The sequence below is a fragment of the Rhizobium sp. SVR5-2C genome (assembly GCF_056755115.1).
Genome location: NZ_JBNDHT010000002.1, coordinates 1 through 21,287 on the forward strand (window position 1 = coordinate 1; position 21,287 = coordinate 21,287).

General features: G+C 60.1%; 20 protein-coding genes. 13 read left to right on the top strand and 7 right to left on the bottom strand.

All coding sequences use genetic code 11. The features are described from left to right. The 6 genes from ACPYOI_RS00780 to ACPYOI_RS00805 form a co-directional block, all read right to left on the bottom strand. The coding region (locus tag ACPYOI_RS00780) for a dihydroxyacetone kinase family protein (protein WP_481422407.1) at positions 1 to 298 on the bottom strand (298 nt) is incomplete at its 3' end. 10 nt (positions 299 to 308) lie between these two features. Then, positions 309 to 1,310 carry a dihydroxyacetone kinase subunit DhaK gene (locus ACPYOI_RS00785; RefSeq protein ID WP_481417614.1) on the bottom strand — a complete coding sequence of 334 codons (1,002 nt, stop codon included), beginning with the start codon at positions 1,308 to 1,310 and terminating at the stop codon, positions 309 to 311. A 22-nt stretch (positions 1,311 to 1,332) separates the two neighbouring features. Next, positions 1,333 to 2,367, bottom strand: coding sequence for an ABC transporter permease (locus tag ACPYOI_RS00790; RefSeq protein WP_481422409.1), 1,035 nt, complete (start codon positions 2,365 to 2,367; stop codon positions 1,333 to 1,335). Next, positions 2,364 to 3,917 carry a sugar ABC transporter ATP-binding protein gene (locus tag ACPYOI_RS00795; protein ID WP_481417616.1) on the bottom strand — a complete coding sequence of 518 codons (1,554 nt, stop codon included), beginning with the start codon at positions 3,915 to 3,917 and terminating at the stop codon, positions 2,364 to 2,366. The genes ACPYOI_RS00790 and ACPYOI_RS00795 overlap by 4 nt, the downstream gene beginning before the upstream one ends. A 100-nt stretch (positions 3,918 to 4,017) precedes the next feature. Continuing rightward, entirely contained in the window at positions 4,018 to 5,022 is a 1,005-nt protein-coding gene (locus tag ACPYOI_RS00800) for a substrate-binding domain-containing protein (RefSeq protein WP_481417624.1), read from the bottom strand. 37 nt (positions 5,023 to 5,059) lie between these two features. Continuing rightward, positions 5,060 to 6,085 carry an ABC transporter permease gene (locus ACPYOI_RS00805; protein ID WP_481417617.1) on the bottom strand — a complete coding sequence of 342 codons (1,026 nt, stop codon included), beginning with the start codon at positions 6,083 to 6,085 and terminating at the stop codon, positions 5,060 to 5,062. An 11-nt stretch (positions 6,086 to 6,096) separates the two neighbouring features. On the opposite strand from ACPYOI_RS00805, the gene ACPYOI_RS00810 reads away from it, so the two are divergent. From ACPYOI_RS00810 to ACPYOI_RS00820, 3 genes are read left to right on the top strand one after another with little or no spacing between them, the layout of a single operon-like run. Further along, entirely contained in the window at positions 6,097 to 7,383 is a 1,287-nt protein-coding gene (locus tag ACPYOI_RS00810; RefSeq protein ID WP_481422410.1) for a LacI family DNA-binding transcriptional regulator, read from the top strand. Positions 7,384 to 7,427: 44 nt separating this feature from the next. Further along, positions 7,428 to 8,087: an aspartate/glutamate racemase family protein gene (locus ACPYOI_RS00815; RefSeq protein WP_481417619.1), complete on the top strand. Its 660-nt coding sequence runs from the start codon at positions 7,428 to 7,430 to the stop codon at positions 8,085 to 8,087. Positions 8,088 to 8,135: 48 nt separating this feature from the next. Next, positions 8,136 to 9,197, top strand: coding sequence for an aldo/keto reductase (locus tag ACPYOI_RS00820; protein WP_481417620.1), 1,062 nt, complete (start codon positions 8,136 to 8,138; stop codon positions 9,195 to 9,197). Between the two features lie 95 nt (positions 9,198 to 9,292). Here ACPYOI_RS00820 and ACPYOI_RS00825 read toward each other — a convergent pair whose 3' ends face one another. Beyond that, positions 9,293 to 10,243, bottom strand: a complete 951-nt coding sequence (locus ACPYOI_RS00825) for a LysR family transcriptional regulator (protein ID WP_481417621.1) — start codon at positions 10,241 to 10,243, stop codon at positions 9,293 to 9,295. Positions 10,244 to 10,337: 94 nt separating this feature from the next. Here ACPYOI_RS00825 and ACPYOI_RS00830 point away from each other — a divergent pair, with 94 nt between their 5' ends. The 10 genes from ACPYOI_RS00830 to ACPYOI_RS00875 all read left to right on the top strand — a co-directional run bounded on the left by ACPYOI_RS00830 (position 10,338) and on the right by ACPYOI_RS00875 (position 21,283). Then, positions 10,338 to 11,204 carry a dioxygenase family protein gene (locus tag ACPYOI_RS00830; protein ID WP_481422411.1) on the top strand — a complete coding sequence of 289 codons (867 nt, stop codon included), beginning with the start codon at positions 10,338 to 10,340 and terminating at the stop codon, positions 11,202 to 11,204. Continuing rightward, positions 11,201 to 12,262 carry a maleylacetate reductase gene (locus ACPYOI_RS00835; protein WP_481422412.1) on the top strand — a complete coding sequence of 354 codons (1,062 nt, stop codon included), beginning with the start codon at positions 11,201 to 11,203 and terminating at the stop codon, positions 12,260 to 12,262. The genes ACPYOI_RS00830 and ACPYOI_RS00835 overlap by 4 nt, the downstream gene beginning before the upstream one ends. A gap of 33 nt (positions 12,263 to 12,295) precedes the next feature. Further along, the gene (locus tag ACPYOI_RS00840) at positions 12,296 to 13,579 is read left to right on the top strand and encodes an ABC transporter substrate-binding protein (RefSeq protein WP_481417217.1); all 1,284 of its coding nucleotides are present in this window, start codon (positions 12,296 to 12,298) and stop codon (positions 13,577 to 13,579) included. A 64-nt stretch (positions 13,580 to 13,643) separates the two neighbouring features. Further along, on the top strand, positions 13,644 to 14,363 hold the full coding sequence (locus ACPYOI_RS00845) for an ABC transporter ATP-binding protein (protein WP_481417218.1): 720 nt from the start codon (positions 13,644 to 13,646) through the stop codon (positions 14,361 to 14,363). Further along, on the top strand, positions 14,363 to 15,082 hold the full coding sequence (locus tag ACPYOI_RS00850; protein WP_481417219.1) for an ABC transporter ATP-binding protein: 720 nt from the start codon (positions 14,363 to 14,365) through the stop codon (positions 15,080 to 15,082). The genes ACPYOI_RS00845 and ACPYOI_RS00850 overlap by 1 nt, the downstream gene beginning before the upstream one ends. Continuing rightward, positions 15,069 to 15,932, top strand: a complete 864-nt coding sequence (locus tag ACPYOI_RS00855) for a branched-chain amino acid ABC transporter permease (RefSeq protein WP_481417220.1) — start codon at positions 15,069 to 15,071, stop codon at positions 15,930 to 15,932. The genes ACPYOI_RS00850 and ACPYOI_RS00855 overlap by 14 nt, the downstream gene beginning before the upstream one ends. Positions 15,933 to 15,937: 5 nt before the next feature. After that, on the top strand, positions 15,938 to 17,026 hold the full coding sequence (locus tag ACPYOI_RS00860; RefSeq protein ID WP_481417221.1) for a branched-chain amino acid ABC transporter permease: 1,089 nt from the start codon (positions 15,938 to 15,940) through the stop codon (positions 17,024 to 17,026). Continuing rightward, a complete protein-coding gene (locus tag ACPYOI_RS00865; protein WP_481417222.1) occupies positions 17,019 to 18,773 on the top strand; it encodes an FAD-dependent oxidoreductase in 1,755 nt (584 codons plus the stop codon). Before ACPYOI_RS00860 ends, ACPYOI_RS00865 begins: the two co-directional genes overlap by 8 nt. A gap of 7 nt (positions 18,774 to 18,780) precedes the next feature. Next, positions 18,781 to 19,674: an intradiol ring-cleavage dioxygenase gene (locus ACPYOI_RS00870; RefSeq protein ID WP_481417223.1), complete on the top strand. Its 894-nt coding sequence runs from the start codon at positions 18,781 to 18,783 to the stop codon at positions 19,672 to 19,674. A gap of 244 nt (positions 19,675 to 19,918) precedes the next feature. Beyond that, a complete protein-coding gene (locus tag ACPYOI_RS00875; protein ID WP_481417224.1) occupies positions 19,919 to 21,283 on the top strand; it encodes a M24 family metallopeptidase in 1,365 nt (454 codons plus the stop codon). The last annotated feature ends 4 nt before the right edge of the window (positions 21,284 to 21,287 follow it).

The window sequence follows — 21,287 nt, forward strand, 5'->3', positions numbered from 1 at the left end:
CCCCTTCCAACGCTTTGCCGGCGCGCAGAAAACCCGTGGCGGTGAGCGTGCCCATGGTCGATGGTGCAGTCCTTGCCATGATGGCTCCGGCGCTGCGAAGAAGCTTGGCGATGCCCGCTGCTTCGCCTTCGGCTGCGACGGTCTCGGCCGCTGCGGCAAAGGACTTGCTCATCGTGATGCCGAGATCGCTGTCGCCGACCTTGCCGTCCAGGGAAATCAGAAAGTCGCGCTGTTCGGCAAAGAGCGTCTTCCACGCTTCGAAAAGCGTGATCAGATCGGATGCTTTGATCGCGTCCATTATCATGTCCTCAGGCTGAATGGTGCTTAAAGAACGGAGTGTTGGCCGGTGCGCCGATCAATGGATCCAGCTCGGCGTCGAGATGCAGGACGGAGATCGATGCGCCGGCCATTTCCATCGAGGTTGCGAACTCGCCGACCCAGACATGCTTGGCCTTCACGCCGCGCTCCTCAAGAAGCTGGGAGACGCGCCGGTACAGAATGTAGAGCTCTTCCATCGGCGTGCCGCCGAGGCCATTCACCAGAACCGCGACCTCGTCGCCGCGCTGGTAGTCCTGCTCGGCGAAAATGCGTTCCATCATCTCATCGATCACGTCGTCGGCGGTAGCGAGCTTCTTGCGGCTGATGCCGGGCTCGCCGTGAATGCCCATTCCGATTTCCATCTCGTCATCGCCGATCGAAAACGTCGCATGTCCGATCTCCGGCACGACGCAGCTGGAAAGGGCGACCCCCATCGTGCGGGTGCGCAGTCTCACCTTATCGGCGATGCGGGTTACTTCCTCCAGCGAAAGGCCTTTTGCGGCAGCGGCGCCGGCGGCCTTGTAGACGAAGAAAATGCCGGCGACGCCGCGGCGCTTGTGCTCCTCGCCGACCACGGAGGAGGCGACGTCATCGTTGCCCACCACCTGTTTGACCTGGATGCCGTCGAGATCGGCGAGTTCGGCGGCCATGTCGAAGTTTATGATGTCGCCGGTGTAGTTGCCGTAGATGTATAGAACGCCGGCGCCTTGGTCGATGGACTTGGTAACCTGCAGCATCTGCTCGGCACTCGGCGACTGAAAGACGCCACCAACGGCTGCTCCGTCCAGCATGCCGTCGCCGACATAACCGAGGAACAGCGGCAGATGGCCGGAGCCGCCGCCCGTGGCGATGCCGACCTTGCCGGCCTTCGGCTTGGCGGTCACGAGGCAGCGCTTGTCATCCGCGACGTAGGTGACGTCGGGATGAGCCTTGTAGATACCCTCGAGCATTTCATCGACGAAATTGACCGGATCGTTCAGAAACTTCTTCATGGATTCCTCTTTGATTGGGATTTTATCGTTTGCGCTGGCGGGTCACGAAGAACGCCGCGGCCAGAAGGATGAAGCTTCCGACCACCAGCCGCTGCCAGGTACTTGGGATGCCGACCATGACGAGTACACTGTTGATGACCACGACCAGTAGAACGCCAAGGACGGTGCCTAGCACTGTGCCGGTGCCACCGGTAATGCGCGCCCCGCCAAGCACGACGGCGGCGATGACGTTGATTTCGGTGCCGACCAGATCGAAAGGATTTGCCTGGCGGTTGGCGCAGACATGGATGATGCCTGCGAGCCCGGCTAGCGCGCCGGCATAACCGAACAGGAAGATGTGAACGGTTTTGAGGTTGTAGCCCAGACGGCTTGCGATATTGGCATTGCCGCCCATCGCAAAGATTGCGCGGCCCATCAGGGTTCGGTTCAAGATCCACCAGGTAATGACGGCCGCCACAGGCAGGATCAGAAAGTAGACCGGCAGCGTGATCAGCGCCCCGTTGGCCGCCTCTAACTGAAAGAGCGGCATGCGGCCGAAGGCGCCCATCTGCGGTGGCAGCGACATGATCCAGACCGTGCCGATGAAGGACAGGAGAAAGCCTCGGAACAGATATTGCGTGCCGATGGTGACGATCAAAGACGGCACGTTGAGATGATGGACGAGCAGGCCGTTGACGATGCCGAGCACTGCTCCGCCCGCCGTCGCGATCAACAGGATCGCAACGATCGGCATGCCCGGGAAATGGTTCAGGACCAGCACGGTCATGGAATACATGGTGGAAGCGGCGATGGCGGTAAACGAAACATCGATGCCACCGGCGGCCAGAATGATGAATACACCGAGCGCAAACAGCCCCATGACCACGCTGGCACGACCGATATCGACCAAGGTCGATGGCTGCAGGAAGTCGGGGTTGATCACGGCAACGATGACGCAGATTGCCACCAGCAGAAAGAAGGTAATCGATTCCGGACGCTTACGGATGAGCTCTCCAAGGCTGAAGGAACGGCTGGTGGCGGAACCTTCCTTAAGCTCCTCGACCTGTGACGCTGTCATTGGGCATCCTCCGTCTTGGAAGTCAGCATGGCTTTGTAGAGCTGATCTTCTTTTGCCTCTTCGCCGCCGAACTCCGCCACGATGCGTCCGCTGTTCATCACCAGGATACGGTCGCAGTTCTGCAGGAGTTCGGGCAGGTCGTCGCTGACGATGATAAGACCCATGCCGGCCTCCGCCAGAGACTGGATGGCACGATAAATCGTGTCCTTCGATCCGACGTCGACACCAACGGTCGGTCCATGCAGCACGAGCAGCTTCGGGGCGATGGTGAGCCACCTGCCGATCAGAACGCGCTGCTGGTTGCCACCGGAAAGCGCTCCGACCGGCAGATCGAGATCCTCGGTATTGAGCCGCATTTCCTCCGAAAGCCGCGCTGCGATGGAGCGGCCCTCGCTCTTGTCGACGACACCCAACCCGTTGCTGAGCTTGGTGACGATCAGAGCGATTTCGTTCTCGAAAATTGACTTGTCGAGAAACAGTCCTTCCGCCAGCCGATCTTCCGGAACGTAGCCGATGCCGTGGGCAATGGCGTCACTTGGGCGACGAATGGAAACCCTTTTGCCCTCGAGCGTCAGCGAACCGGACGTCGCCGGTGCGACACCGGTGATCGCCAGAGCCAGCTCATTTCGGCCGGAATCGGCAAGTCCGGTAATGCCCAGGATCTCGCCCTTGCGGAGGGTAAAATCGATGTCTTCAAAGCCTGTGGAGCGGAGCGCGTTTGTCTTGAAGAGCTCGGAAGCACCAGGCTTACCGGCGCGGTAGCGCTCGGCGTCGATGAGCCGCCCGGTCATCAGTTCGGAAAGCTGGGTCTTGGTATAGGTCTCGATCGGACCTTGAGCGACGCATTGCCCATCGCGAAAGACGACGGCATGGCCGCCGATACGGTAGCATTCGTCGAGCTTGTGCGTGACGAAAAGCACCGCCACGTTCTCGGAGCGCAGCCGGTCGACCACGCGGATCAGATTGTCGACCTCTCGCCTTGTCAGGGAGGTCGTCGGTTCATCCATAATGACCAGTTTGGCCTGGGTCGCTATTGCGCGTGAGATGGCAACCAGCTGGCGCGCTGCCAACGGCAGCTCGGCGACGATGGTATTCAGAAATGCGCGATCGGTCGGCAGCCCGACAGTTGCAAGCGCCTTCTCTGCCGTCTGCCGCAAGCGTGTCCGGTCGAAGAGCCTGGCAAGCCTGCCGTTTGCTCGGACGAGCTGCTCGTTGAGGGCTACATTCTCCGCCACTGTCAAGTTGGGGAGCAGGGACAGGTCCTGATAGACGGTCTCGATGCCCGCACTCAACGACTGAATCGGCGTCAGCGAGGAGAAGGTCTGGCCGTCGAGCACGATCTCGCCACTGCTGGGCTCGATTGCGCCGGACATGATCTTGATGACCGTGCTCTTGCCGCAGCCGTTCTCACCGAGAAGATGATAGGCCTGGCCGAGTTCCAGCGTGAGGTTGATGCCGCGGAGGGCATGCACGCCGCCGAACCATTTCTGGATGTTGCGCAGCTCCAGGAAGCGGCTCGAGCGCGGTTCGCTGTTCGGGTTTGCCGACACGTGGAAATCCTCTGTCAGAAATTCCTGCCGCAATTGATGCGGCAATGCATGACGACCGGGGACCTCGTGAACGAGATCCCCGGCTGGCTTGGGAGTGCCATTAGAAGAGGTGGTCTTTATAGGTGGCCTTATCGGCCAGAACCATGCCATTGCCGATGACGAGCAGGCCTGCCCCAGGCCCCTTCTTCACCGTCACCTTGCTGTAGCCCTCGACGCCGAGGTCCATGCCGTCCGTCACTTCCTTCTTGGCCAGCAGCAGCTTGGCGACGGCATTCATCGCCATGCCGGCCTTCTGCGGGTCCCAGAAGCCGATCGCCGTGATCGCGCCGGATTCGAGGAGATCGGCGGAGGGATTGGGCAGGCCCGTGCCGACAAGGCACACCTTGCCCGTCAGGCCGGCCTCGTCGATTGCCCGGCCGACGCCGAGAACGTCGTTGCCGGCGGAAGTCTGGAAGCCCTTGATGTCGGGGTGCTTGCGCAGGATCTCCTTGGCCTTCTCGTAAGTGCCGTTCGCATCGTCGAAGGACTCATTGTTCGGATCGACAAGCTCCATGTCCGGATATTGCTTGGCGTTTTCCTCACCCGCGCCGACCCATTGCATATGGGTGCGGCTGCCGAGCGAACCGACGAAGGTGGTCCATTTGCCCTTCTTGCCCATGCACTCGGCGAGACGCGCGTTAAGCGCCTTGCCATAATCGGCATTGTCGAAGGCCTCGACGTCAGCGTTGGTGTTCATCTGGTTGTCGGCCTCATGGGTGACGACCACGACACCGCGATCCATCGCGCGCTTGAGGGTTCCCTCCAGAACGGCCGGGTCCATCGGCACGACGGCAAGCGCGTTCACGCCTTTGGCGATCAGGTCCTGGATGATCTGCAACTGCTGGGCGGAATCGGCGGTTGCCGGGCCGCTTTGGCTCGCGACGACATCCGGGTTGGCTTTGGCGAACGCGTCGACGCCGGTGTTCATGCGGTCGAACCACGGAATGCCGCTGATCTTGACGACGGTTGCGATAACCGGCTTTTCCTGCGCCACCAGAGTGCCCGCAGATCCGGCCAGAAGAGCCGCTGCGAACACGGATCCGGCCAAGCGCCGCTTCGATTTCATGTTCATGATTTCCTCCACGCTAGAACTCCCTCAGATTTTACGTTCTGGTGCTCGAGGGATTGGCACCCGAACCAACCCGCTGGCGATTGCCGCGGAACAGGAAGCCGACCAGGTCATGGCGACCGATGGCAAGAAATGCCAGAAGCAGCAGGCCCCAGGCGAAATCGCGCACGAAGTTGGAAAGTCCGCCGAAGTTCAGGAGGCTGGACATCAGCTGCAGGGCAATGGCGCTGAGCACGACGCAGATCACACGGCCATAGCCGCCCTCCGGCTTCACGCCCGCCATGACCGCAATCAGGATCGCGATCAGCAGATATGAGCTGCCGTAGTCGAACTTCACGTTGACATTGCGCGCAGCAATGATGATGCCCGCCAGCCCGGATAGCGTGCCGCTCATGGCATAGGTCGCGACAAGCACCGCGTTGCGGGGGAAGCCGGCATAAACGGCGGCTTTGGGATTGGTGCCCATCAGCATCAGCCACAGGCCGTAGGGCGTGAATTTCAGGGCTGCGGCGATCAGGGCGGCAACGCCTGCAAAGATGAGAAAGCTGATCGGCACGCCGGCAAACATGTCGTTGCCGATGCGCGACAAAAGGTCGGGACTTCCGACGGTCACGGCCTTTCCGCCGGAGATGACGACCGCGAGCCCGGTGAAAGCCATCTGGGTGCCGAGCGTGCACAGGATCGGCGTGATGTTCAAACGCGAAATCAGCAGGCCATTGATCACTCCGCCGGCAAAACCGGCTGCGAGTGCGACGAGCATGAAGGCGAGGCTGAACATCAGCTGGCTTTCGCTGCTTGACAGGAATGACCCGACGATGACGGCCGACAGCACGCCCGACATATTGGCAAGCGCGATACCCGAGAGATCGATGCCGCCATTGCCGGCGCACATCGCCAACATCACACCAATGGCAAGCAGTCCGATTTCAGGCACCTGGCTTGCCATCGACTGCAGATTAAAAAGCGAAAGGAACGACCCATCGGATATTGCCGCGCCCAGAACGAGCAACAGGCAATTGATGGCAACGAGCATGACCAGCTGTCCGCCAGTTCTGCGCATGGTCTCCTCCCATGTTTAGTAAACTTAGCTATGCTTTACTAAAAGAGTTAGCAAAGGAAAAACCGCTTAGCAAGGGGGTTTTTGGCGGATTTGGATTGCAAGGCACGCGATTTTACCGTAACGCTGGGCGCAAGCAGCGACATCTGTTTACTAAACAAGAGCCGCCCGATATTGCATTTTTCGTATTTTTTAAGAGCAGCATGAACGTGAAAAAGACCCTGACGATCCGCGACATCGCGACCGTAGCGGGCGTTTCTCCCGCCACGGTATCTCTGGTGCTGAATGGCAAGGGCGATATCTCAGGAGTTACGCGCGCGCGCGTCTTGGAAGCCGTGGCCAGCCTCAACTATGTGCCGCGCAGTGCCAAAGGCGGAAGCGAGCCGACCGACACGCTTCGATTTTTGAAAATCTCCAAGCACGGTCACACGGTAAACCGCGATCACAGCGTCTTCATCTCGGATTACATAGACGGGATGTCGGCGGAAGCGACCCGGCGGAACTACACGCTGGAGGTCGTCAGCTTCGAGGGGCAGCCTATCAGCACCGTGGCCGAATCCCTGGCCGGGGCGCCGATCAACGGCGTGATCGCACTCGGGACGGAACTTTCCGAAGCCGACATCCGCCTCATACAGGGCCTGGGGTTTCCCACCGTCTTCATCGATACGTTCTACGACATCGTGGATGCCAATTTCGTCGACATGAACAACGAAGACGCGGTCTACAAGGTCTTGTCGCGTTTTCAGGCAAACGGGTTCAACCGGATCGGCTTCGTCGCCAGCCATGTCGACACGACCAATTTCCGGCTTCGCCGGGATGCCTTCTTCAAGAACATGGCGCGGCTTGGACTTAAGGTCAGGGAAAGCGACGTCATCTCGATCGAGTCGACTCATGAGGGCGCCTACACCGACACGCGCGCGCTGCTGGAAACCGGGATCGACCTGGCTGAATGCTATTTTTGCACGAACGACATCATTGCTTACGGCTTTATCAAGGCATTGAAAGAGTTCGGTATTCGCGTTCCCGACGAGGTTTCGATCATCGGTTTCGACAACCTGCCTCAAAGTGCGACGATCGAGCCGCCGCTGACCACCATCGAGGTCTCCAAGCGCAAGATCGGGTATCTCGCAGTAACTGTGCTTGACGATCTGATCAATGCGGCCGATCCACAGCCGCCGGTCAAGGTCCTTGTCGGCGCCGAACTCGTTGTCCGGTCAAGTGATTCCCGCTCTGAACCGCAGGCGGAGCGCCGGCAGGGGAGCCAGAGGTCGGGCACGCGCAAAAAACAGTCGGCGAACTAGCCGGCGCAAAGTCTTTGGCTGGCATCCGAATGGAGGAGCTTTAAATGCCATCCCTTGCCTTCATCCATACCGTACCCGATCTCGCAGCCACTTTTCGCCCGCTTGCTGCAGCCGTCCTGCCCGACTGGTCGAGTTTCAACATCGCCGATGAAAGCCTTCTGAAAAACACGATCCGGGACGGCGCGCTTTCGGTAAAGACCATGCGAAGGCTCAGCCAGTATATATTCCTGGCAACGGAGGGCGGCGCGGATGCCATCGTTGTCACCTGTTCCTCGCTCGGCGGTGCAGTCGACCTGATCCGACCGCTATCGTCAGTTCCGCTCTTTCGTATCGATCGAGGCATGGCGATCGAGGCTGTCCGTCAGGCAAAACGGATCGGCGTCCTTGCGACGTTGCCAACGACGCTGGAGCCGACAAGGGCGCTCCTGGAAGAGACGGCCGCGACCGCAGGAAAAGACTGCGAAATCAGGTCCCGCCTGTGTGAAGGCGCATTTGAGCGGCTCGCGATGGGTGATCGGGCAGGGCACGATCGCCTTGTCATCGACGGCTATCGCGATCTTGCCGTATCCGTCGAACTCGTCGTCCTGGCGCAGGCTTCGATGGCACAGGCGCTTTCATCCGCCAACGAGGCGCCGGATGTTCCCGTTTTGACAAGTCCGCAACTGGGCATGGCCCATGTCGCCGGCCTGCTCGCCGCGCTTTGAGACCAGATCCGGAAATTTCACTCAGCATTTTCATCCAGGAGTTACGCAATGGAATACAGGACCCTTGGCCGTTCCGGCCTGAAGATTTCCGCCATTACGATGGGTACATTTTCTTTCGGAGGCGTCGGCCCTTTCGCGATGGTTGCGAACCAGGATGCCAAGGATGCGCGGCGGCTGATCGATTGCTGCATCGACGGCGGCGTCAATGTCTTCGACACGGCCAATATGTATTCGCTCGGGCGCTCGGAGGAGATTCTCGGAGAGGCGCTGGAAGGCAAGCACGATCAGGTCTTGATCTCTTCAAAGGCGCGCATGCGTATCGGAGACGGGCCAAATGACGAAGGCGTGTCACGCTATCATCTGATCCGTGAATGTGAGCGAAGCCTCAGGAGGCTCCGCACGGATCATATCGACATCTACTTCATGCACGAATGGGACGGTTTGACGCCGCTGGAGGAAATGCTCTCGGCGCTCGACATCCTGATGAGACAAGGCAAGATCCGTTACATCGGATGCTCGAATTATTCCGGCTGGCACATCATGAAAACACTGGCCGTCGCGGATGCCAGGAACCTTCCGCGTTTCGTGACGCAGCAGATCCATTACACTTTGGAAGCGCGGGAAGCCGAATACGAACTGCTGCCGATATCGGTCGATCAGGGATTGGGTGTCATGGTCTGGAGCCCGCTCGCCGCAGGCCTGCTATCGGGGGCTTTCGACCGTGACCGGGCTCCGGAACAGTCGCGCCAGGCGGCCGGCTGGACGGAACCGCCAATCCGTGACCAGGAGCGCCTCTGGCAAATCGTCGATGTGCTGGGCGATATCGCCAAGGCACGTGGTGTCAGCGTTGCGCAGGTTTCGCTTGCGTGGACGCTGACGCGCCCAGGCGTCTCTTCCCTCGTGGTGGGCGGGCTGTCCGAACAGCAGTTCAAGGACAATATCGCCGCGGTCGATCTGAAGCTTTCTGCGGAGGAACTCGAAAGGCTCAACGTGGTCAGCAGGCCGGCCTATGTTTATCCGTATTGGCACCAGCATAACTTCGCCAAGGACAGATTCAGCGAAGGCGACTGGGCGCTTCATTCGAGCTATCAGGACCTCGGCGCTGTCTAGGCGATGATGGAAGCGACGCAGAGCGAGGCTTTCGAAGTCAACCGATTGAGCAGCGATCTCCCCGCATTCAACCGCGTCGGCTCGTCATTGACACGCTAACCGCCCCAGACGACTGACTGCTCATGCCGCTTGATAAGGTGCTTCAGATTGTCGAAGCCCATGCGAATATGGCGTGCGAAGTTATCGAGAGCGGGTGTCCGCGGAGCATCGGAGCGCTTCAATAGGCCGAGTGCGCGTTCGGGATGCGGGATGGAGACAGGCAATGCGGTGATGGATCTGTCGTTGCGCTGTGCAAAGACGACGCTGTGCGGCAGGACGGTCAGGGCATCCGCTGCCTTCATGTAGTTGACGACGCTCATGAGTGAGCCGCCGGAATAACGAATCTTGATTTCAGTTGCGCCGAAAGAAAGCAGCATGCTGCGCAAGTCCGCGAGAAGCGGACTACCTGGTGGTGGCGCTACCCAAGGATACTCGAGCAAATGCGCCGGCTGCAGCCGGCGTTTCAGGAGCAATGGGTGCGTCACGCGACAGGCGACGACATTGCGTCCGGGCAGGATCTGCTGGAACTCCAGCCCCGATCCCTCGTCCAGAATATCGATCGGGCAAATGGCGATGTCGATTTGGTCAGCCTTGAGTGCTGCGCGCAGATCGGGGAAGTAACCATAGGACTGGTCGATGCGCACGTCCGGATGAAGATTTTGAAACTCCGCGATCATGCCGGCGATCAGCGCATCCATGAAGAAGGGCGTACCGCCGACCCGCACGACGCCACTGTTGCCGACGCGAAAGCTCGCAATGACATCCGATGCCTTGCGTGACGCCGAAAGCATCGTCTGTCCATGATCGGCGAGCGCCCGTCCGAGCGGCGTCGGCTGCAGTGGACGGCGTCCCTTGATGAAGAGGGGCTCGCCGATCCTGGCTTCCAGCATGGAAAGTGTACGCGAGACGGCCGGCTGCGAGAGGCCTAGCAGCGCCGCTGCCTCGGTGACGCCGCCGGTTTTAACCACCGCGGCGAGTTGGATAAGGTGGCGTTCGTCTATCTTCATAACGATATGATATATTAAACAAGAATAAAATCATCTCATCGTCGCGATGTTGCGCTAACTTCTTCTCCATTACCCATGCCTTGGGAGGAGACGCATGACGCCGGGTCCGATGGCGCTGAATTTCAGCAAGACTACCTCGTCTGAGATTTTCGCACAGCGACTTCTGCAATCGAACGACGACATCCTGCCACAAGTCTTGGCGGTGGCGGTCGCGCATCTTCATGCGATCATCCGCGAGTTGCGGCCTACGCAGGCCGACTGGCGCAAGGTCATCGAATTCCTCACCGATGTTGGGCACGCCAGTGATGAGCGGAGGCAGGAATGGGTGCTGCTTTCGGACCTGCTCGGGGCTTCGGCGCTTGTCGAGGAAATCAATTCGCGCCGTCCTAAGACGGCGACGCCCAATACCGTCCGCGGCCCTTTCTTTCGTGCCGACGTGCCGCAAGTGGCTTCCGGCGGGAACATCTCGCTTGACGGCGTCGGCGAAAAGCTGGAGGTCATTGGACGCGTCCAGGACCTGGATGGCGATCCCGTTGCCGGTGCCGAGATCATTACCTGGCAGGCCAACGCGCAGGGGTTTTACGAAAACCAGCAGCCGGACCTGCAGCCGGAATTCAATTTACGCGGCCGTTTTAAAACGGACGACGATGGACGGTTTCATTACTGGACGATCAAGCCCAGCGGCTATGGTGTGCCCGATGACGGCCCGGTCGGAAAGCTTCTCAGGCAGGCAGGCTATCCCCTGAGCAGGCCCGCCCATCTTCAATTCATGATCAAGGCGCCGGGCTTCGAGACAATCACCACGCATATTTACGACGGCAGTGACCCCCATCTCGCCGAGGATGCGATCTTCAGCGTCAAGCCGGAACTGGTGCGCACATTTGAGCGGCAGGGCCAAGGCTCATGGCGGGTAGACCTGACCTTCGTCATGGTCCGGGCAAAACAGAGGACAGGGGCATGAACCGCAATTTCGTTTATAGCGGCAGTCCTGCCCATATCGTCTTCGGCGAAGGCAAGAGCGCCACCGCCGGCGAATGGATCAAGAAGCTGGGCTGCAAGCGTGCTCTGGTGCTTTCGACTCCCCAGCAGAAGGCGGATGCCGAGGCACTGGTGGAGCGGCTGGGTTCGCTTGCCGTCGGCGTGTTCAGCGGTGCGGTCATGCACACGCCTGTCGATGTCACCGAGATGGCGATGAAAGTGGTTGCCGAAAACCAAGCCGATTGTGTCGTGTCGCTTGGCGGCGGCTCGACAACGGGGCTCGGCAAGGCCATCGCTTATCGCACGGACCTGCCGCAGATCGTCATTCCGACGACTTACGCAGGGTCGGAGGTCACGCCGATCCTTGGGCAAACCGAGAGCGGCCGCAAGACGACGGTGAAAGATCCGAAGATTTTGCCCGAGGTGGTGATCTATGACGCCACGCTGACGACCGGTCTTCCGGTCAGCCTGTCGATGACCTCGGGCCTGAATGCTATGGCTCATGCTGTCGAAGCGCTCTACGCGCAGGATCGCAACCCGATCTCGACCCTTATGGCCATCGAGGGCTTGCGCGCCTTCCGGTCCGCACTTCCGGAAATCTTGGCGGCCTCAAGCGATATCGAGGCGCGGGCCGAAGGGCTCTACGGCGCCTGGCTCTGCGGCGCGGTCCTTGAGACGGTCGGCATGGCGCTGCATCACAAGATCTGCCACACGCTTGGCGGTACCTTCGATACGCCGCATGCCGAGACGCATGCGATCATGCTGCCGCACACTGCCGCCTTTAATGCCGTGGCGGCGCCAGATCTCCTTCAGCCTGTGGCGGAGATTTTCGGCGGCTCGGTCGGCGGCGGGCTTTGGGATTTCGCGAAATCGATCGGCGCGCCGCTGGCGCTCCGCGATCTCGGCCTCACCGAAGCCGATCTCGATAAGGCGGGCCGGATTGCCGTTGAGAATCCCTACTGGAATCCGCGGCCGATCGACCGGTCATCGATCCGTGCGTTGCTGCAGCGGGCCTGGGAGGGCCGACGCCCGGAGAATTAATCATCATACAAGGGGGAATGGGAGGAGAATGAAATGACAACACGACGCGAATTCCTGAAACAGACTGCGGCCACCGGCGTGCTTGCCGCGACATCCGGGCTGGCATTGCCGGCGCTCGCACAGAAAAGCTCAATCAAGCTCGGCTACGTCAGTCCGCAAACCGGACCGCTCGCGGCCTTCGGCGAAGCGGACAAGTTCGTGATCGAGAACTTTCTGGCGACGACCAAGAAGATGGGCCTCGACTATGAGGTCGTCGTCAAGGACAGCCAGTCCAATCCCAATCGCGCCGCCGAGGTGACCAAGGAACTGATCGTTACCGATGAGGTGAACCTGGTCCTGGTTTCCTCGACGCCCGAAACCACCAACCCGGTGTCGACGACCTGCGAAGCCGAAGAGATGCCCTGCATTTCCACGGTAGCGCCGTGGCAGCCCTGGTTCATCGGCCAGCAGGCAAATCCCGGCGACCCTAGTTCCTGGAAGCCGTTCAACTTCGCCTACCACTTCTTCTGGGGGCTCGAGGACATTATCGCCGTCTTTACCGGCATGTGGGGCCAGGTCGAGACCAACAAGAAGGTCGGCGGACTGTTCCCGAACGACGGAGACGGCAACGCATGGGGCGACAAGGTCGTGGGCTTCCCGCCGGTACTTGAGAAGCTCGGCTATACGCTGACCGATCCCGGCCGCTTCCAGAACCTTTCAGATGATTTCTCGGCGCAGATCAACGCCTTCAAGCAGGCGAACGCCGAGATCGTCACCGGCGTCGTCATCCCACCGGATCTGACGACCTTCTGGAACCAGGCGAAGCAGCAGGGTTTCAAGCCGAAGGTTGCGTCGGTCGGCAAGGCGCTGCTCTTCCCTCAAACGGTGGAATCGCTCGGCGATGCCGGCCACAATCTTTCGACCGAGGTCTGGTGGACGCCAAGCCACCCCTTCAAGTCGTCGCTGACGGGTGAAACTGCCGCTCAGGTTGCCGATGCTTTCACCAAAGCAACGGGCAGGCCCTGGACGCAGCCAATCGGATTTGCGCACGCCCTCTTCGAGCTTGCGGTCGATGTCATGAAACGTGCCGACGATCCCAGCGACGGCGAGGATGTCGCCAAGGTCATCGGCGAAACAAAGCTCGACACGCTCGTTGGCCCGATCGCTTGGGGCAACGAGAAACTGCCGCCCTTCGCCCAGAAGAATGTGGCCAAGACGCCCCTTGTCGGAGGTCAGTGGCGGCTGAAGCAGGGCGGCAAGGGCTATGATCTCGTCATCGTCGAAAATGCCACGGCTCCCAACATTCCGACTGGCGGAAAAATGGAGCCGATCGCCTGAGCGCGTCAGCGTTCGTAGATCAAGGAGGAAGTCGTTGAGGCGGCTTCCTGCTGGGAGGATTTGGATGCCAATACTGGAGCTGGAAGGCGTTTCGAAGAAGTTCGGCGCGTTGACCGTCGCCGAACAGATTTCCTTCGCCGTTGAAGACGGAGAGGCGCTCGGAATCATCGGCCCGAACGGCGCCGGCAAGTCGACGCTGTTCAATCTGATCACCGGCAACATTGCAGCAGACGGCGGGGCGATCCGTTTCAGAGGATCCGATGTGACCAGAACCCCGCCGATGGCGCGGTGCTTTGCCGGAATGGGCCGCACGTTCCAGATTCCGCAGCCCTTTGACCAACTGACTGTATTCGAGAACCTGCTGGTGGCCGGATCGTTCGGCGCGCGGAAGCGGGAAGGGGAGCTCGCCGATCGCTGTGCGGAAATCCTGATCGATACAGGCCTTATCGACAAGGCCAATGCAACGGCCGGCAGTCTGACGCTGCTGCAGCGCAAGCGGTTGGAGCTGGCCCGTGCGATGGCAACCGATCCGAAACTCCTTCTCCTCGACGAGATAGCCGGTGGGCTGACGGAAGGCGAGTGCCGGGCGCTGGTCGCGACGATCCGAGGCCTGCACAACAAAGGCATTGCGGTGATCTGGATCGAGCACGTCCTGCATGCGCTCAATGCAGTGGTCGGGCGTCTGCTCGTCCTGCATTTCGGTCGGGTGATCGGCATCGGAAAACCCGACGAGATCATGAACTCGAAAGAAGTCCGCGAGATCTACCTGGGGATCGATGTGTGATGGCACTTCTCGAAACCCATGATCTGACGGCCTCCTACGGCGATTTCCAGGCGCTGTTCGGCGTCGATATCAGCCTCGAAGCGGGCGAGACGCTGGCGATCATCGGCGCGAACGGGGCCGGCAAGACCACGCTGATGCGGTCGCTATCGGGCGTCCTCAAGAACGAACCGGATTCCATCCGCTATCGGGGGGAGGCGGTCGGCGCGCTGCACGCCCCGGATGTCCTGGCTCGAGGAATCGCGATGGTGCCCGAAGGCCGGCGGCTGTTTCCATCATTGACCGTGGAGGAGAACCTGCTGATTGGTGCCTATGGCCGCAAGACCAAAGGCCCCTGGACGCTGGAGAGCATCTATGCGCTGTTTCCGATCCTTAAGGAGCGTCGGCGCAATCCTGCCACGGCCCTGTCCGGCGGTCAGCAGCAGATGGTGGCGATTGGCAGGGCATTGATGTCGAACCCGGACGTGCTCCTTTGCGATGAGATCAGCCTCGGGCTGGCGCCGGTGGTGGTGCGCGACATCTACGCCGCCTTCCCGCGGATCCGGGCAACGGGAGCTGCGATCATCATCGTCGAACAGGACATCGCTCAGGCGCTCAAGGTCTCCAACGGGGTCTATTGCATGATGGAGGGCCGCATCACGCTCTCTGGAAAGCCGTGCGACCTCGACCGCGATGCCATTCACAAGGCTTACTTCGGAGCAGATGGCCATGAACTGGCTTGATACGATAACGCAAGGCATCTTACTCGGCGGTCTGTACGCACTCTTTGCGGCGGGGCTCAGCCTGGTCTTCGGCATCATGCGGCTGGTCAATCTAGCCCATGGCGACTTGATCGTCTTCGCGGCCTTTCTGATCCTGTCGCTTGTGTCCCTGTTGGGGCTTCATCCTTTCGTGGCCGCGCTTGTTGCGGCTCCCCTCATGTTCGCCACCGGTTGGATTCTTCAATACTATCTACTCAACCGCACGCTCGGAAAGGATATCCTGCCGCCGCTGCTCGTCACTTTCGGTCTTTCGATTGTCATCCAGAACGGGTTGCTGGAAGGCTTTACGGCTGACAGCCGGCGAATCTCGGCAGGGGCGCTCGAGACAGCCTCCGTTCCGCTGGGGCCGATCAATGCAGGTGTCATGCCGATGCTCGCCTTTGCCTCGGCAATCCTCGTCATCGTCGCGCTGAACCAGTTGATCTATCGCACGTCGATCGGTCGGGCTTTTCGGGCCACGTCGGACGATGTCACCACGGCCGGCCTGATGGGCATCCGGCCGCAACGCATTTTCGCCATGGCGACGGGGCTTGCCATGGTGGTGGTGACTATTGCGGCTCTCTATCTCGGAACGCGTGCCAATTTCGATCCCACCTCCGGACCGGCCCGGCTGATTTACGCCTTCGAGGCCGTCATCATCGGCGGGTTGGGTTCGCTCTGGGGAACGCTGGTCGGCGGAATCATCCTCGGTGTCGCGCAGACGGTCGGTGCGGCCATCAATCCGGAATGGCAGATCCTAGCCGGACATCTCGCATTCCTTCTCGTCCTCCTGTTCAAGCCGCGCGGCCTTTTCCCGCGCGCAGTGGATTGAACTCCATGGAACAGTTGCTCGCACCAACCCTCAAAGTCGAGACCCGCACGGGCGCATCCGCGGCCTTCGCCGTCGTGGCTGCGATCGTGGTGATCCTCGCGTTCCTGGCTCCGCTTCTGGTATCGCGCGGCGCTGTCCAGGACCTGTTCTTCATCCTCACCATGCTGGTGCTGGCGCAATGCTGGAACCTGCTTGCCGGATATGCCGGCCTGATTTCGGTCGGCCAGCAGCTCTTCGTCGGTTGTGGGGCATACGCGATGTTTGCCCTTGTCAGCCTGCTCGGGCTGGACCCGATTGCGGCAGTCATCATCGCCGGCTTCTTCGCGGCGATCGTCGCAGTGCCTACCGCCTTCTTCACCTTCCGCCTCTACGGTCCCTATTTCGCCATCGGCACATGGGTCATCGCCGAAGTCGGGCGCCTACTCTTTGCTCAATGGAAGGCGCTCGGCGGGGGCACCGGCACATCGTTGCCGCGGGACGCGACGCGCGAGATGATCGGCGTCGAATCTTTGAAATCGCTCTTCCGGATGAAATCGGCGGAGGCAGGCGATGCGCTGACCTATTGGCTTGCGCTGCTGCTCGCCCTGGCCACGATCGGGGCCATCTACGGGTTGCTGCGGTCACGGCACGGGCTTGGTCTTGCGGCCGTCCGGGACAATGAGCAGGCTGCACGCGCCGTCGGCGTCGATGCGCGGCGCATGAAGACCCTGGTTTATCTGACGGCGGCATTTCTGACAGGCTGCTGTGGCGCTCTGATCTATGTCCAGAAGCAACGCATCTCGCCGGATGCAGCCTTCTCAGTGCTCGACTGGACGGCCTATGTGATCTTCATCGTCGTTATCGGCGGCATCGGCACGGTCGAGGGACCGATCGTCGGCGTCATCGTCTTCTTCCTTCTGCAGAACCTGCTTGCCGGCTATGGCTCCTGGTATCTTTTGATCCTGGGTCTGGTCGCCATTGTCACAATGCTTTTTGCGCCGCGCGGGCTCTGGGGCCTGTTTTCCGACCGCGCTGGCATCCAGCTTTTTCCGGTTCGCCGAATCCTCAAGGGCGGACCCATCGAACACAAAAAAATAGGAGAGCCAAATGGCTGATATCACAACGGATGTACTCATCATCGGAACCGGCCCGGCGGGCTCGGCAACTGCAGCGTTGCTATCCACTTACGGCGTCGAGAACCTGGTGATCAACCGCTACCGATGGCTAGCCAACACCCCGCGCGCCCACATCACCAATCAGCGCACGATGGAGGTGCTGCGCGATCTTGGCCGCGATGTCGAGGACGAAGCTTACATGTTCGCTGCCGAGCAGGATCTGATGGGCGAGAATGTCTTCTGTACCTCGCTGACAGGCGAGGAAATCGGCCGCATGAAGAGCTGGGGCAAGCATCCGCTGTCTCGCGCCGAACATCAGCTCTCCTCACCGAGCTTGATGAACGACCTGCCGCAGACCTTCATGGAGCCGCTGCTTTTCAAGACAGCCTGCTCGCGCGGGACACAGCCGCGCATGTCGACGGAGTATATCAGCCATGAACAGGACGCCGAGGGCGTCACGACAACATGTCTGGATCGGCTGACCGGCAAGCAACTTACCGTCCGGTCCAAGTTCCTGATTGGCGCCGACGGCAGCAACTCGAAGGTCGCCGAGCACGCAAAGCTCTCCTTCGACGGCCGGATGGGCGTCGGCGGCTCGATGAATATCCTGTTCGAGGCTGATCTGTCGCGCCATGTCGCGCACCGCCCCTCGGTGCTCTACTGGGTGCTGCAGCCGGGCGCCGATGTCGGCGGCATCGGGATGGGTCTGGTGCGCATGGTGCGGCCGTGGAACGAATGGCTGATCGTCTGGGGCTACGACATCAACCAGCCGGCGCCAGAAGTGACCGAGGATTTCGCCATCAAGGTCGTTCGCGAACTCGTCGGCGATCAGGAGCTTCAGCCGAAGATCAAGTCGGTCTCGACCTGGACCGTCAACAACATGTATGCGACGACGATGTCGAACGGACGCGTCTTCTGCATGGGCGACGCAACGCATCGCCATCCTCCGTCGAACGGACTGGGCTCCAACACATCGATCCAGGATGCCTTCAATCTCGCATGGAAGCTGTCCATGGTGCTGAAGGGGCAGGCCGGATTGGGTCTGCTGGATACCTACAATGCCGAGCGTGCGCCGATTGCCAAGCAGATCGTGACCCGGGCCAACAAGTCGATCGAAGAATTCGGCCCGATATTCAAGGCGCTCGGATTGTTGGACTCTGTCGATCCCGTCAAGATGCAGGAGAATATGGATTCCCGCTGCAAGGACACGCCAGAGGCGGAAAAGCAGCGCAAAGCGATCCGGGAAGCGATTGCCTACAAAGTCTACGAGTTCGATGCCCATGGCGTCGAGATGAACCAGCGCTACAAGTCGCATGCGATCATCACCGACGGCCAGCCAGAGCCGGCCTTCACAAAAGATCAGGAACTTCATTATCAGCCGACGACGTGGCCCGGCGCGCGCCTGCCGCACGCTTGGCTGTTCAATCATAGCGGCGACAAAGCCTCGACCCTTGATCTAACCGGTCACGGCGTCTTCACCATTCTGACCGGCATCGGCGGAGACAGCTGGGTCGCGGCCGCCAAGGCGCTCGCAAAGGAGCTCAATATCCGGATCGCCACGCACATGATCGGACCGCGCCAGCAATGGCAGGATCTAGTTGGCGATTGGGCCAGCGCGCGCGAAGTCCGGGATTCCGGCGCCATTCTGGTGCGACCCGATCACCACGTTGCCTGGCGTGCAGATTCAGTAGTCTCCGATCCGGAGGCCGAACTGCGCCGCGTCCTGAAATCCGTTCTTGATAAGTGAGAGCATCATGGAAGCACATGAAAAGGGCTTCTTCACGGAAGAAGATTCTGTCGCCGTCGTAACCGGCAGAAATGAGAACGCTAAAGACGAGCGCCTGAAACAGGTGATGGAAGTCATCACCCGAAAACTCCATGAGGCGGTCAAGGAAATCGAGCCGACGCAGGATGAGTGGGTGCAGGCCATTCTCTTTCTCACGCGCACGGGGCAGATGTGCAACGAGTGGCGGCAGGAGTTTATATTGCTGTCCGATGTTCTTGGCGTCTCGATGTTGGTCGACGCGATCAACAACCGCAAACCCTCCGGTGCATCGGAGAGCACGGTGCTTGGTCCGTTTCACGTTGCCGACGCGCCGGAACTGCCGATGGGGGCGAACATCTGCCTCGACCAGAAGGGCGAGGATATGGTGATCGAAGGTCGGATCGTGGATACCGACGGGCAGCCGATCGCCAATGCGCTGCTGGATGTCTGGCAGGCCAACGACGAGGGCTTCTACGACGTCCAGCAAAAGGGGATTCAGCCGGACTTCAACCTGCGGGGCGTGTTCCGTACCGGCCCGGACGGGCGCTACTGGTTCCGGGCGGTGAAACCCAAATACTATCCGATCCCGGACGACGGTCCGGTCGGGAAACTGCTGAAAACGCTGGGCCGCCATCCCAATCGGCCGGCGCATCTCCACTACATTATCAAGGCCGATGGCTTCGAAACACTGATCACCCATATCTTCGACCCCGATGATCCCTACATCAACTCCGATGCGGTGTTCGGCGTGAAGAAGAGCTTGCTTGCCGAGTTCCGGCGTATCGATGACCCCGATCGCGCCAGGGCCTATGAATTCGATGGCGACTTCTGGCACGTCCAGTACGATTTCGTGCTTGCCCGTCTCGGTGAAAAACGGGGCTAGAGCAGTTGCGGGGCCAGTTCGATCTCTTGATTTGCGGAGTTCCGGACGGCCCCAACTTTCCGTAGATCTGATTGATATTGGAACCTTGGGTAAGGAACCGTACCTTCGTACCGTCTTAACTACGCTGCCTTACTCTGACGGGAGGCGATCGACGATCTCTGTTCCTTGGTCGCCCGGCAGGTGCAGTGAAACTTTAAGCATCTACAGCGATTGATCTCACGCGCGTAACGACAAAGGAACGGAAATGACGATCTCTCTCAAGACAGTCGCGCTCCCGGATTTCGGCGCGGTTGGTGACAAGCCGTTGGTACCTTCGCCAACCTACGAAGCTCGCGCCAACGCAGCATATGCAAATGCCAAATGCGACTGGCTGGCCGTTTATGCTGATCGTGAACACTTCGGTAATATCGCCTTTCTCACCGGTTTCGAGCCACGCTTCGAGGAAGCATTTCTTCTCTTGGGTCCGGCGGGCAAGCGCGTATTGATCACGGGCAATGAATCAGAAAGCTACGCGCCACTCGCACGTTTGCCGGGTCTGGACGTTCTGCTCAGCCAGACGCTCAGCCTCATGGGACAGGATAGAAGCCGGTACCCGCGTTTTGCGGACCGGCTCGCTGACGCGGGCATCAAGTCTGGCGACCACGTCGGCCTCATTGGATGGAAATACCTTGAAGAATATGAAGATCAGCAGGCTGATACGGGCTTCTTTGTTCCGGCTGTCTACGTTCAGGCGCTTCAGCGGGTCGTGGGTCCCGCTGGCCGGGTTACCGATCAGACCAGAGTGATCATGCACCCGGAAAATGGCCTTGCGGCGTCGCTTGACGTCGACCAGATCGTACAGTTCGAGTGGGCGGCAACTCGCTGCTCGCTTGCGACATGGCGAATTGTATCAGGGGCAAAGGTCGGTGATACCGAGTTTGATGCAGTATCACGCATGGGTTACGCCGGTGACGCGCTGAACGTTCATACCATGTTCGCCTCGGCGAGCCGTCGAGAGCCCGTAATCGGTCTTCGGAGTGCGACCGGCCGAAAGCTGAACAAGGGAGACGGCGTCACCACAGCCATTGGGCATTGGGGAGCGCTATCTTCCCGTGCCGGTTTGCTGGATGACGGAAACGACGAATTTCTTTCCATCGCCAAGGGTTACTTTCAGGGACTGATTTCCTGGTATGAGACGGCGTCGATCGGCGTATCGGGCGGAACGCTCCATGACGCCGTGGTCGGCAAGCTGGCCGAAGCGAACCTGAAGTCTGCCCTCAATCCGGGCCATCTGGGCGGCTACGAAGAATGGACCAATACGCCGGTTCGCCCGGGCTCCACCGATAAAATTCGTTCGGGCATGCTCTTTCAGGTTGATGTCATCCCCACACCTGTTCCGACTGGCTGGGCTTTGAATTGTGAAGACACGGTCGTCTTCGCAGACCGCAGCCTGCGCGATGAGCTCGCTGCAAAACATCCGGAAGCCGCGCGACGTATCGCGCTCCGCCGCGAGTTTATGAAGAACAGCCTTGGGGTCGAGCTTCGGGATGAAATCCTGCCCTTCTCATCGACCCCGCTCTATCTGGCACCATTTTGGTTGAAAAGCGACGCGGTGCTGGTGCGAGATTAGAGAA